The sequence below is a fragment of the Pseudobacteroides cellulosolvens ATCC 35603 = DSM 2933 genome (genome assembly GCF_001262605.1).
Classification (GTDB): Bacteria; Bacillota; Clostridia; order Acetivibrionales; family DSM-2933; genus Pseudobacteroides; species Pseudobacteroides cellulosolvens.
Map to the genome: position 1 here is coordinate 4,908,781 of NZ_LGTC01000001.1, position 13,233 is coordinate 4,922,013.

The window sequence follows — 13,233 nt, forward strand, 5'->3', positions numbered from 1 at the left end:
ATTAGAAAATATTTACTATTGAGAATTATATTACCTATTAGTATACTATTAAATAGACAAAACACCATAAATGTCCAAATTATAACAAGGAGTGAAAATTAGTGAAAAAAAGACTAATAAATAAAACCAGAACTAGAAATGCCATTATTGAGGCGTTCCAATATTTGATGACAACAATGCCATTTGATAAAATCAGAATTCAAAATATCACGGATATTGCCGAAATAAACCGTCATTCCTTCTATAACCACTTCAACGACAAATACGATCTGCTATATGAGATCGTATTTCAAATGCTTGTAATTGATTATGATATTGGAATCAGTGAATCATTAATACAACAAACAATAAACCAAGTTCCTCGAGTTTTACGTTATTTTGAAGAAAACCGGAGATTTTTTAAAAGTGCTTTTAAAGATGACAGGCAGCAATCATTTAATAACTTCTTTCAAAATATGATTGTGGATTGGTTTACCACCATATTAAACAATAATGAAGATATCAATGATGCTAAAGAAGATTCATTTCTTAAAGCACAAGCCAGATTTTATGTTGCCGGATATAGCCAACTTATAATGTATTGGTTGTATAATGAACCTGATAAACCCGCAGATGTAATGGCTGATGAAATTAAAAGAATCTTTGAAAGTGTGTCATATAAAAGACCTTCTTTTCCCAATATAGACCAAACTAATTCCAATAAATAATATTGCAGTCCCAAATAAAAACCATTTTTCCTCAACAAGAAAGCCTCTTTGCAAGCTAAACAGATAAAAATCCTTTGTGTACTTCCCTTTTGATAAAAATTCAAAGCCGTAGTAGGCAAACGGTATAAGATAGGCAAGTGCAATATTACCCGTAAAACATCCCACAATATACCCGGACGCCCCTAATATCAATGCAGAGATAAAGACCCCTGCGATTATTGACAACTCGTCAAACACACTTCCCTGTATAACAGCAACCGCTACAAAAATTACGGTGCCGGAAAGCAGCAAGAAAACTGAATATAATAGCCTTATTAATGATGGAATTACAGGGGATACAGCCTTTGAATAAACTGTTTCCTTTATGCCCGAACTTTCTTCAATAAACGCAAGCCCTGGAATAAGCATTATACCTAGAAGTGAAACAAATAATTCTCCGATGTTTGCCATAACCCTGAAATCCACCATTTTCAGACTAAAGAATATTTGTACGGCACAAATGGCCAATATGCACATTAAAATATTTATTTTAGGCAGCAATCTAAAATTATACCAAAGCATACCATTATTTAATCCTTTCACCGATACGCCTCCTCTTTATCTCCCAAAGCCATGCGGTAATTAAAGTAAATATAATAGACATTAAAAATATAAAAATCCTGTTCATATAAAATGCTTGAGGATCCGCAAGGGGTTCCATGGTATTATGGCGGATAAATACCTTGTAAAGGCTATAATCACCACTCAAAGGATAGACAGATGATACAAAAACCAAAAACTGTACAGCAAATGCCGGGATAGGGTTATTGATCAGGATTGTTACCAACATGGTAGCCGCTACAATAAACATTACAGCTGGGAAAAGCCATATGGCAAATGTGGTAAAGTAAGTAAAGACATTCACATCAAATCCATCCATCTTCATCTTAACCGCAAAAACAGTTGGAATTGCTGCTATTAGCAATATACTGGCAAATATGGGCATGCAGGTTCCTGTAAACTTTGAAAACACATATGTGAAACCACTCATAGGTCGGCTGCATACCAGCTCCAATATCCGGCTGCGTTTATCACGATAAAATATAAAGGCAGCAAGAAAAACAGTCAGCATGGCAAGAGCTATCCCATAGTAATCTGCAAACAATTGTGCAACCAGTGGAGTAAATCCCATTTCAACTATGCGTTTTTCTTCTGCAGCAATTTCCTCATAAGATTTTGGAATGGGCATCCATCCATTACGGCGTTCTTTGGTAAATGCAGTATGTCCACCAAGTGCATCATCAAGATCATTAATGATCTTTTCAAATTCCTCCATTGTAAGAATCATATCAGATCTTTGGCTGATTCCTTTTCCATTTGGAGATATCTTTTTCATTGATTCCTTTATTAATTCTATTTCGTTTTCGGAAAGTGCTTCCTCCTTATTGATAAAACCCCTTACAGCCATAATTTTTCTTTCACTCACTGCCCTAGAGAGCAGTTCATATACACCCTTTTGAGTTTCCACATCCTTATCAACAGGTCCTTCTGTCATACCTGGCATTTGAACTTTTATCTGCTCCAATCTTTTTACAGCATCAGGATGCTTTGACCATCTATCTAAGCTTCCAATCTGACTAAATACAAATAAAGCTGTCAGCAAAACAAAAACGTAGAAAGTAACACTTTTAAGCTGATATTTGATTTCAAAACCGCAAAGCTTTATAAACATTCTTATACCACCCCCTTAATGATTTTCATATAACCATCTTCAATGGAGGGTAACACGTTTTCAGCTGTTTCAAAGGGCTTAATGCCTGACAAAATACGAACCCTTATACTGTCGCTTTCTCTTACTGAAGAAAGCAGTGTAAAACTTTCCTTAAGAGATTCCATCTTATCGAACTCTACCAATCCACCCCACACGAAATCGCCAGCCATCTCCAACAATTTGCCCACGCTCCCTGAGTATGCAATTTTTCCGTTATCAAGTATTGCTATATGTTCACATGTTGATTCTATATCCTCCACAATATGAGTTGACAAAATTACAATACGTTCTGCCGCGAGGCTTCCAAGCATGTTCCGAAAACGTATGCGTTCCTCTGGATCCAGTCCTGCAGTAGGCTCATCAACAATCAGAACCTTAGGATTAGCAAGTAAAGCTTGGGCTATTCCCAAACGCCTTTTCATTCCTCCTGATAAGGCTTTTACCTTAACTTTTCTAAATCTATCCAGATTTACCCTTTCCAAACGCTCATTGATAATGGTTTTCCGCATCTTATTATCATTTATCCCTGATAAAACAGCAAGGTAATCCAATGCCTCATAAACCGAAAAATTTGGATACACAGAAAACTCCTGGGGCAGGTATCCGGTTATTTCTCTTATACTCTTACGGTTCCCGATTGGAACGCCATTAATATCTATCACTCCTGAAGTAGGCGCGATAAGTGTTGTCAGAATTCTCATCAGAGTGGTTTTACCTGCACCGTTAGGTCCTAATAGACCAAACATACCATTATTTATTTGCAGGTTTACACCATCTAGTGCTACCTTTTTACCATAATTTTTGCAAAGGTTATTTATAACTATACCCATTTTCTCTCACTCCCATCTCAATATCTTTAACCTCAAAGTCACTATTCTCTGCACATACTGAAATAATCAGCAGTACAACAGAGGTAAATACTAGAAATCCCAAATCAATAGAAAATATCACTGCATATATGATTAAGCCCAAAATAGCAGAAAACAACGTACAGCAAGTCTTGATCTTCCTATACAAATGCCTTTTTTGCTTCTCTTGAATAATTTCCAGCATGTCACGCTCATACTGTAATAAGTTAATTTTCATATGTACTCCATTTAGAAATTCCTGCTCATTCATACTCAAATCCACCTTTCACCAATTGTGCCTGAAGCTTTTTCCTGGCTCTGAAATTCAATACTCTGGCATGGACTTCGCTTATACCAAGGACCTTTGCTGCTTCGCAAATTGTCATACCTTCATATTCAACCATCTGAATTATAGCCCTGTAGTTTGGTTTAAGTCTTCCGATCTCCTGTTCCAAAACTATTTTGGTATCAAGTCTTTCAAACAAGCCTCCTGCAATGGCTTCATCCTCAATACTAAAACTCTGGAGTTCTTTATTTTTTCGTATATAATCTACACACTTGTTATGTATGATGGAAAACAGCCAAGTCTTAAAGGACATATCAGGGTTATATTTATCCCTGTGTACAAATACAGTGGCAAATGCTTCCTGTGCAATATCCTCGCAGATTTCCCGGTCCTTTATATATCTCCTGGCAAAATTTATTGAGTTTTGACGGTATTTTAGCACAATTTCTTCAAATGACCCGATATCATTAAAAAAATAGCCCTCGATATGCTCTTCCCTTGACTTCATCATACACCCCCTTTTCCTCAATTTATTAATTTTTCACTATTTATTCGTATTAAGTGCATGAAAAGTTACACTATATAAAAAATATTTTTTGGATAGACCATCTATATGTTTTGCAATAATCATTAATCATTTTACATTTTTAATTATTGCAAAACATTTTCCTTGATTCATATGTTACGAAAAATTCATTTTTGTAATGCAAATACAGACGATTCAACTGCATTTGCTAATGTAAAATCTTTTTCGTAACATATCTATTAACAATACTAACACATATAAGCAAAAATCTCCTAGACATTCAAAAAAGCCTGGAAAACCTTTAAATGGTCCATCCAGACTTATGTTGATTGTAATTATAAAACACGTCATATTACGACCTTAAGAGATAAATACTTACCTTTGGAACATTTTTAAAACTCGAATATAATGATTAGCTTCACGCAAAACATGATCACCAAGCAGCGGATATGCTATTGCCTTTATGCTGCAATCAATAAGGCCTTTGGTACCGGCAGTTTTAAAATCTTTTAGCTTCGTTGCTGCCGTTAAGCTTTCGCTTGTTATATTTGTCGATACCATTGTTTGATCTAATGCCGCTACAGCTTCATTTGTCAGCTCGGAAAATTCATTTCCAAAGTTGTTTGCCGTTCTGATAAGCTCTACTTCAGAAGGATCAAGAAGGCCTCTGATAAACATTGAATGTTCTGCCATTATCCTATTCCAGAAAACTTCCTGCTCAAGCAAATCTTGCTCTGTAAGTATCTCTTCCCTCCTTTGCAGCTTTGTAAGCATTCTTAGGTAAAACTGTGCCTCCCTAATAATATGCTCAAGCAGTAAAGGATAGTTTGTTGTAAACATCTTACAAGAAATAACATTGTTTAAAATAGTTGATTTGAACTGTGCCAAAGACGATGCTAATGAAATAGCTTTTTGGTTCAAATTAAAAACTCGCTGCTCAAGCAAAGGATTTGCCATCATACCAGGATTACCTGCTAAGCCCGCTTCTGCTTGCGTTAGATTGGAGTTAATCTGAACCCCTGTATAGAAAGCGGATACCTGTTCCGCACTTAAAGTTAATGGAGTCACTAATTCTTCTGACATTACCACTTCAGGGCTTATAACACCATTAGATAAAACAATTGTTTCAGCTAATAACCCTTCAAATTGCACTTTAAAATTGTCAGCTTGCTCGGCAAATCTTGCATCCCTTCCAGTAAAACTAGTCTCTAAAAATATTGAGTGTTCTTTCGCAATTCTTGCAAAGAATAAATTAAGCTCCAAGGATAATCGTATATATTCCTCCCTTGACAACATATATGACCTCCCTCAAAAAAACAAAAAATCTTCATGTTATTATTGTATTGAAAGGATACATAAAATGTTACCAATAATTTCACTATCTGTAACTATACAGATTCTTATTCTTTCTTTCATTCTTTTTCTGATACATAAGTCTATCACTGATTTGGATGTAATCTTTTACCTGTATTCCCGTTTCCGGCTGCAGGACCTGATATCCATAACTTGCAGTAATACAGAATTCAAGCCGATTATCCCTGCATAAAAGATCCAGTATGGTTGTAAACCGCATTACAAAGTCGTCAAATTTATCCTGTGAATAGTCATTACCCATAATATAAAACTCATCACCACCAACCCTGGCAATAAGCTCATTTTGATGAGAAGCCTTCTTCAATGCATTAGCCAAAAGAACTATAGCTTGATCTCCAACTGAATGTCCGTAATGATCATTTATGTATTTAAGACCATCCATATCCATGACCATAAAAAGCATTTCTTTCTGATTTTGAACAGCGTTCTGATAGATGTCCTCTGAAAGAAGCTCATATCCTCTTCTGTTGTATACTCCTGTCAATTGGTCTCTGATATTCAGCTCCTCCAGATTGGAAATTAGTGAATTGATCTTATTCTTGTTTAACATAGCCTCCATTGATGTTGCCAAATTTACTGCAAACAATGCAGCAAAACTGGTAGAAGTCGCATAATTTTTGTATGAGATTGTCAAATACCCGAACAGATGTTTCTCAAAATGTATATCAATAAATTGGCATATTATTGGTTCATCCTTGAAGCTACTTATATCAAGTATATCTTTTGCTGGAATGCAAAAATCTTCCTTATGTATAGGTTCTCTTGGATTGGTACGGTCTATGGAAGCCGCCACATAAATTGTATCTGTAACCTTTTCAATTGGTTCCTCATATGACCTTACACCTTTGTCATTCTGATATAGACAAAGACTTACCCTATGAGAATCCTTGAAATCATGGACAGAATTGTAAAATATCTTTCGAATATCCATGATTGTATCTGCCTTCATATGCTCCAAAATAATAACAAACATATCTACAAATGTAGTATCCATTAGATAACTGTATTCCTGTAATAATGTACTGCGTTTTTTTAATGCTTCATGCAAATCTTCAGGCTCACAGCCGCATGAGTTATTACAATAGAGAGCAGGTTCAACTTTAATTATTTTTTCCTGAGGGTAGCCGTTCAACACATTATCAATAATGTGTACAGATTGAACTGCGATGTCTACTATTGGAAAACCTACTGTTGTTATTGAAGGGATATGAACAGATGTCTTCCAAATATTATCAAATCCAGAGATTGCAATATCCCCTGGAATATTAATTCCTCTTTTAATCAATGCATCACAAAGTCCAATAGCCATATAATCATTGGCACAGACTATGGCCTGGGGCAGTTCCTCTTCAAGCGTCAAAAAATAATCTGCCGCTTCATTACAATAAGTGGTCCAAAAATCACCTTCGAAAACATACTTGTCGTCATATGGCAGTTGATATTTTTCCATAAATTTTTTGTAGCTTGCAAGCCTGGCAATGGCATCAGTATGATTATATGGACCGGACATGTAGTAAATCCTGGTAAACCCATGCTCCAGGACAAAATGTTTCATGACCATTTCAATTCCCTTTCCATGATCAAGCTGGAGCTGATAGCCGCCTTCTTTCTTAGCTGCCTTATGCACTACCGGACAACTTGTCCTATTATCAATTCGATTATATATTTCATCAAGAAAACTTGGAATTACAAAGATATCATCCAGTATAATAATACCATCCAACCGTTCAAATGGTATTGTATCTAAAAGTCCTATTTCCCCTTCTCCATACGCCTCAGACAGAGATATTCTACCAACAAAATTAAACACCGCCACATTATAACCCAACTTTTCAGCTTCCCTTGAAACAGATGGAATAAACAAACTTGGGTATTCGTTATGAAAACCGCTTACAAATAACCCTATAGTTTTCCTGCCGTTTTGATACAATGTGCCACCTCCCTTCATACAAAAGGTATTTTAGTTGAAGTAAGCACAAATACTAGCTCCAACAAAATATATCTAAATATAATCTTATAATTTCCTCATGCTAAGATTCACATTGTAGAAGTTCTTTATAATCCTCTTTTGTGCTTAATAATTGAAAAATAAAATTATATATACATATTCGATATTTTTTAAAATAATCCTTCTATTTAAGGTATGGTGTAGATTGTCAAGTAAAGTTTTGCTTGATAAACTTTGTGGAGTTATCCAACCCCTAGGGCCTTCACCTTGATGAAGATATGGTCCTCCCGGTGCATCCCACGACACACAGAACTCTGTTCCCATCTGGTGAAAAACATGCTACCTCTATTTCCTGACCATATTCACCAAAATTAAGATAAAGGCTCTCGTTTTTGGATTTCCAAAACTTCGGGTGAATCTTTTCAACTTGATTATTAATTCTAATTTTTTTTGAGCAAATTTGAAATAAAATCTTTCATAATAATAGCCCCATTCTGTTCACTTTACTTTCTCACCCTAATAACTACTAAGTGTAATCCCATTCTTCCCAAGGGGTATTTGATGGTCCAACCCCACAAACTTCCCGTTCTTCTGCCATAAAACATCCTTCACAAACTTATACTTTTGCTCATCCCATGTAACAAAGTCACCAAGCACAAGACCTCCGGTATCACCTGAATTGGAATTGAAGCACCAGAAGGTATGATTTAGCTTGTTGCTTTTAATTAACTTTCTTAAGTGTGTCATCCAGGTTAGATTGGGCTCTTTCATGAATCCTCCCCACTCTCCAATTAAAAGAGGTGCGGTATTTTTTTCATGAATATACATCCAGTTGTCCTTCCAGCAATCTTTATATAAGCTTTCATATGTATAACCGCTTTTGAACCAGGGCTGTTCAAAAACCGATGGGCCATAATCATGGGGTGAATATACCAACTGATCCTGGTTTTTACCCAAATCTATGGGGTAATCTTTAACACCTCTTAAATTTCCGCCCCACCAATTAAAATAGTATTCTGCTTTATTAGTAGACTTATAATCGGAATTTTTCTTAACATCAATTGGATATATCTCTATTCCTTCCACCATTATTAAAACATTGGGATTCTTTGAAAGAACTGCATTCGCAGCCTTCTCTGCTATGTACTTCCAGTTGTTCGGGTCCTTTGAATTATTCCAAATTGCACGAGGTTTTTCATCAGGTTTTCCATGAGGTTCATTTTTCAAATCAAATGCTATGATGGTGTCATCCGACCTATAACGTTCTGCCATCCAGGATAATGAATCCAGGTAATCCTTCTCGGATATATCATCTTCATACCAAACCGGTTTCATATGCCCCATGGCATCGGTTTTAGCCGAATGAATGTCTATCATAATCTTTATTCCGTTAGCCCTGCATTGTCCTACTACATAATCAAATATTTCCAAGCTGTTCATTCCAACGAGATATGAATTTGCTGCTTTATTAAAATTAGCTTCCGGTGCCTTTCCGGTTGCCCACTTTAATATCAATTCAGATGATATGGGTATTCTTAAAAGGTTAAACCCTCTGTCTGCAATTGCTGTAAGCGATGTATTAAGATCAGCAGCCCAGAGTCCGTCAAATACATTTGTTCCTGTGTTGTATCCAAACCAGTTAACACCTGTAAGCCATACCTCTTTACCGTTCTTGTCCACTATTTTGTTGCCTTTGGTATGAAGCCAGTCATCTGTTGATGGAGGAGGAACGCCCTTAGCGTTTACTTTTGAGGGTTGCACATATTGAGCAGTATTACCGGATGCATTGTTCTGACTACTGTTATTCTCCGAATTTCCATTTCCCTGCCCGGTTGTTGATGCCATCAAATCATCCACTTTGCATTCAAGCTTTGCCAACCCGGTATTAATGCTGCCTGCATCTATCAATATACAGCCAAAACTGATATTGCCGTTAGATGGTATCTTGTCATTATGTTGGGCTGGCTTAAATGTAAGTTTTCCATTCTCCAGATTATATACAGCATTCCAGATCTGGTCCACTTTTGCATTGCTTGCTACAGGAATATCAACACTCCAGCCGGAGGCTTCACTTGCATTGTTATTTTTTACAATAACATCTATTTGAGAATACTTTTTACCCCCATTTTCCCAGCTGTTTCCCAGCTTTATTTCCAGATTCAACTTTGATTTATCTTGGGAAATCCCACCTTGGGATTTATCTGTTTCTTCAACTACAGCAGCTGATGTTGCTAAACTTGCCGGATTTATATCTGCACCTTTTTCAGCAACATCCTGCTTGTCTCCTTTTATAAGTTTGTCATATGCAACAATTGAGATAAGAACAAGCATGACAGATAAAATTATAATAAAATAAACCTTTGTCAATTTACTTTTTAGCATATTAACCGATACATAAATACTGTAGCGGTTTTCACCTACCTTCCAGTTAAGGCATGAATCAAAAATTACTTCCGCTTTCTACGCGGGCGTTGACGAGTTAAATCAACACAAAAGCCAAATTATTCGGGAAGTTATATTTTCAACATGCCTAAAGTTAATTCCATTATTCAAATTATCTCATATTTTATGACATAACTCCATTAATTTCTTTACGTTGTTGGAATCCAAATTAGACAAAAAAAGGCTGTTGCAAATCAATTTAATCATAATATTGTGCAGACTTAAAAGGATTTAGCACAATATGAAGTGTTAAATTGATTTAGCAACTGCCTCATTTTCAAAGTGTACTACTATATTTTCATAGATCTAAGTCCTTTATGTGATAACAAGTCAAAGGTGAAACATGATTTGCAACTACCCTTGAAACTCAATACTTACCGAATTCCTTATCACTCAAAAGTATTTTTGCCTTTATAGAATCCAACTCTGATTTTGTATTACCCGTTCCCATGTGCCCCTTCTTTTTTGAAGGTGCATTGTCAAACATTTTCGGTACTTCCGGGTTTGCATCATTGAAGTTATTAGCTGCAGAATTACTTTTCTTTAGTGTAAACCTGCCAACCATCTCCTTAAGAACTTCTGCCTGGCTGGAAAGTTCTTCACTTGCGGCAGCACCCTCCTGGGATGTAGCAGAATTTGTCTGGGTTACCTCGGATACCTGTATAATTCCCTGGTTAACTTGAGCAATACCTGATGCCTGTTCATTAGAAGCTACTGCAATATCACCAACAAGTGCAGCGGCCTTTGTAACTCCTTCAACAATCTTAGTAAGGGCTTCAGCAGTATAATTAGCTATCTTTGTACCGCCTTCCGCCTTCTTAATAGAACCTTCAATAAGCATTGTGGTTTCTTTAGCAGCATTGGCCGATCTTGCAGCTAGGTTTCTCACTTCCTCCGCTACAACTGCGAAGCCTTTGCCGTGTTGTCCGGCTCTTGCAGCTTCCACAGCAGCATTGAGAGCAAGTATGTTAGTTTGAAATGCTATTTCATCTATAACTTTAATAATCTTGGATATATTCGCAGAAGATTCATTAATATCAGCCATAGCCTTTAACATCTCATTCATTTCTTTATTACCCTTAATAGCATCATCTTTTGCTAATAGTGCCAGCTCATTTGCCTCGTTTGCATTGACAGCATTCTTCTTTGTCTGAGCAGAAATTTCCTCCATGGAAGCCGTTAATTGTTGGATTGAACTTGCCTGTTCTGTTGAACCCTGTGAAAGGACCTGTGCGGACTGGGACATCTGCCTTGACCCTAAAGCCACCTGTGAAGCAGCATTGTTAATATCATTGAGCACATCATTAAACGACTTAATTATGTTATTTAATGAGTTTTTGATTTCTATAAAATCCCCTCTATAATCGCCATTTAAAGCAACTACAAGATTGCCGTTTGCCATTTCAGTTAAGGTATTGGATATATCAGACACATATGACGAAAGAGTTTCTATACTGTCTCCAAAACTCTTATTAATCTTTTCGAACAATTCTCCGATGGCTTTGGTGTCTTCATCGGTTGCAGCAACAGATATGTCGCACTCAAGCTTACCCTGTGCCAATTTTTCTATGTTTACCAAAAGCTTTTCAACCTCATTCTCCTGAAACTGTGCTTGCTTTTTGGCTACTCTTGATGCTGTTTTAACTGCTGTCTGGTCCATAATTAGTTCCAATGCTCCGATTATATTTTTATTCTCGTCCCTAAGAGGGAATGCAGAATATGCAATATCCATATTCATTCCCATTGGATGTGCATCCGTCTCCCGGGTGCATTGACGGGACTGCTGCATTGCTATTGCACAAGCACAATTAGAAGTATGGCAATCTGATGTTTTAAAGCAGTCATAGCACTTCCTGCCAATTAATTGACTTTGGCTTGATGCAAGCAATTCCGCACCTTTAATATTCATGTACTGAATTGTAAAATCCTTATCAATAATCATAACAGGTGTAGGTATGGAATCTATATGCCCCACAAGAGTGTTCAGCATACTGTTTAAGCCGCTGATCATTGTCATCCATTCCCCATGGAAACCCTGGATATCTGCACGTTTATCCAATCTCCCAACTACAGATGCATCAACCAGTGTATTTATTTCCCCCTTAAGAGATCTAAGGGTTTCAACAACTTGCAGCATACTCTTTGAAAGTATATCTTTATCGGATTTAACCTGAACCTCAACATTAAGATCACCGGAAGCAATCCTGTTTGCTTCCTCTGCTTGTACACGGATATTGGATATCATTTTTGCAAAAGAGCCTGTCAGTTGTCCAATTTCGTCTTTGCTTTTCACCTCAACATTAACGTCAACTTCACCCAAAGCAAGTTTTTCAGATACTTCAACCAATTCTTTAATTGGTTTTCCGATTAACCGTGCTACATAAAAACCTCCTCCAATTGCCAGTGCAATTGTTATAAGTATAATTATCGATATAATTATTGTTTGTGTCTTAAAGTCTGACGCATTACTAATATTTGCTTCGTCTGCAAAAGTCTTATTTAATGCAATCAACGTCTCAATGTCTGTCGCCATACTTGCTCTGGCAGCTTCCATTTCCGGATACTTATCATTTGCAGTCTTTAATTCCCCTTCTTTTATATGTTTAAGTACTTCATCCCTTTTATCTCTATATTTTGTACGATTTTCTTTAAATACTTTGTAGACATCACTTTCCCTCTTATCAGTTATCAATTTTTCATATTCTGCATATATTGCATTATTATCTGAAATTGCTTTGTCTACTATCTTTTGCCTCTCTACATTTTTGCCTCTATCATTGTCATAAAGCATTAAAATTATGGTAGCACGGGCATTTTGGGTATTGGTTATTACTTGTGAAAGCATCCCAATTGGAGTTAAGTTATCTTTGTACATACTTTGAGCCTTATCATTTAATATGTACATATCACTTATTCCAATTGCCCCCACAATTGCTGTATACATTGCTACTGTAATAAAACAAAATAACAGTTTAGACTTAATCCTCAAGTTATCAAACCATTTCATTTGACTTCCTCCTTAATTTGTTTGCATCAGTTTGACTATTGCTGGGTATTACTAGAAAGCTATTTCATGATAGGCTCCCTCATTTACATATGACATTATGTTAACTTTCGACACTTTAGACAGTCCTAATAATAAAAACCTTCGTACAGGTTAATTAGAAAACTAAGCTAATAACTTGATCCTTCAAGTGTTTCAATGACCTTATCATTATTTTTGCCTGACTTTAAAAAATTTTTTTAAATAAAGGATATTGAAACATAAACATCGAATTAAAATATAAGAGAATTAAACTCTTCTATTACTAAAAATCCTTCTTAAGATATCAAACATAATTATCAATTATTA

At 36.1% G+C, this 13,233-nt stretch carries 10 protein-coding genes; 1 reads left to right on the top strand and 9 read right to left on the bottom strand.

Annotation, left to right across the window (positions count from 1 at the left end; all coding sequences use genetic code 11):
- Nucleotides 1-101 precede the first annotated feature (101 nt).
- Complete coding sequence (locus Bccel_RS20175; protein WP_242853062.1) at nucleotides 102-707, top strand: TetR/AcrR family transcriptional regulator C-terminal domain-containing protein; 606 nt, start codon at nucleotides 102-104, stop codon at nucleotides 705-707.
- On the opposite strand, the gene Bccel_RS20180 is transcribed toward Bccel_RS20175, so the two are convergent.
- The 9 genes from Bccel_RS20180 to Bccel_RS20220 all read right to left on the bottom strand — a co-directional run bounded on the left by Bccel_RS20180 (nucleotide 654) and on the right by Bccel_RS20220 (nucleotide 12,888).
- Nucleotides 654-1,289: a hypothetical protein gene (locus tag Bccel_RS20180; protein ID WP_036937540.1), complete on the bottom strand. Its 636-nt coding sequence runs from the start codon at nucleotides 1,287-1,289 to the stop codon at nucleotides 654-656. The genes Bccel_RS20175 and Bccel_RS20180 overlap by 54 nt on opposite strands.
- Nucleotides 1,273-2,418, bottom strand: coding sequence for an ABC transporter permease (locus Bccel_RS20185; protein WP_036937538.1), 1,146 nt, complete (start codon nucleotides 2,416-2,418; stop codon nucleotides 1,273-1,275). The genes Bccel_RS20180 and Bccel_RS20185 overlap by 17 nt, the downstream gene beginning before the upstream one ends.
- 2 nt (nucleotides 2,419-2,420) lie before the next feature.
- Nucleotides 2,421-3,287, bottom strand: coding sequence for an ABC transporter ATP-binding protein (locus tag Bccel_RS20190; RefSeq protein ID WP_036937535.1), 867 nt, complete (start codon nucleotides 3,285-3,287; stop codon nucleotides 2,421-2,423).
- Entirely contained in the window at nucleotides 3,268-3,576 is a 309-nt protein-coding gene (locus Bccel_RS20195) for a hypothetical protein (RefSeq protein WP_036937532.1), read from the bottom strand. Before Bccel_RS20195 ends, Bccel_RS20190 begins: the two co-directional genes overlap by 20 nt.
- Nucleotides 3,569-4,102 carry an RNA polymerase sigma factor gene (locus Bccel_RS20200; protein ID WP_081926770.1) on the bottom strand — a complete coding sequence of 178 codons (534 nt, stop codon included), beginning with the start codon at nucleotides 4,100-4,102 and terminating at the stop codon, nucleotides 3,569-3,571. The genes Bccel_RS20195 and Bccel_RS20200 overlap by 8 nt, the downstream gene beginning before the upstream one ends.
- Nucleotides 4,103-4,492: 390 nt before the next feature.
- Nucleotides 4,493-5,413, bottom strand: coding sequence for a DUF2935 domain-containing protein (locus tag Bccel_RS20205; protein WP_036937523.1), 921 nt, complete (start codon nucleotides 5,411-5,413; stop codon nucleotides 4,493-4,495).
- A gap of 82 nt (nucleotides 5,414-5,495) precedes the next feature.
- Nucleotides 5,496-7,421 (bottom strand): substrate-binding and GGDEF domain-containing protein, encoded by a 1,926-nt coding sequence (locus Bccel_RS20210; protein ID WP_036937521.1) that lies wholly within the window; start codon nucleotides 7,419-7,421, stop codon nucleotides 5,496-5,498.
- 534 nt (nucleotides 7,422-7,955) lie between these two features.
- Nucleotides 7,956-9,821 carry a cellulase family glycosylhydrolase gene (locus Bccel_RS20215; protein WP_050753670.1) on the bottom strand — a complete coding sequence of 622 codons (1,866 nt, stop codon included), beginning with the start codon at nucleotides 9,819-9,821 and terminating at the stop codon, nucleotides 7,956-7,958.
- Nucleotides 9,822-10,248: 427 nt separating this feature from the next.
- Nucleotides 10,249-12,888 carry a methyl-accepting chemotaxis protein gene (locus Bccel_RS20220; protein WP_036937519.1) on the bottom strand — a complete coding sequence of 880 codons (2,640 nt, stop codon included), beginning with the start codon at nucleotides 12,886-12,888 and terminating at the stop codon, nucleotides 10,249-10,251.
- Nucleotides 12,889-13,233: the final 345 nt, after the last annotated feature.

Excerpts from the sequence above, each read along its gene's own strand:
- Bccel_RS20185 (WP_036937538.1), bottom strand. The coding sequence starts at position 2,418 with ATGTTTATAAAGCTTTGCGGTTTTGAAATCAAATATCAGCTTAAAAGT.
- Bccel_RS20190 (WP_036937535.1), bottom strand. The coding sequence starts at position 3,287 with ATGGGTATAGTTATAAATAACCTTTGCAAAAATTATGGTAAAAAGGTA.
- Bccel_RS20195 (WP_036937532.1), bottom strand. The coding sequence starts at position 3,576 with ATGAATGAGCAGGAATTTCTAAATGGAGTACATATGAAAATTAACTTA.
- Bccel_RS20200 (WP_081926770.1), bottom strand. The coding sequence starts at position 4,102 with ATGATGAAGTCAAGGGAAGAGCATATCGAGGGCTATTTTTTTAATGAT.
- Bccel_RS20205 (WP_036937523.1), bottom strand. The coding sequence starts at position 5,413 with ATGTTGTCAAGGGAGGAATATATACGATTATCCTTGGAGCTTAATTTA.
- Bccel_RS20215 (WP_050753670.1), bottom strand. The coding sequence starts at position 9,821 with ATGCTAAAAAGTAAATTGACAAAGGTTTATTTTATTATAATTTTATCT.
- Bccel_RS20220 (WP_036937519.1), bottom strand. The coding sequence starts at position 12,888 with ATGAAATGGTTTGATAACTTGAGGATTAAGTCTAAACTGTTATTTTGT.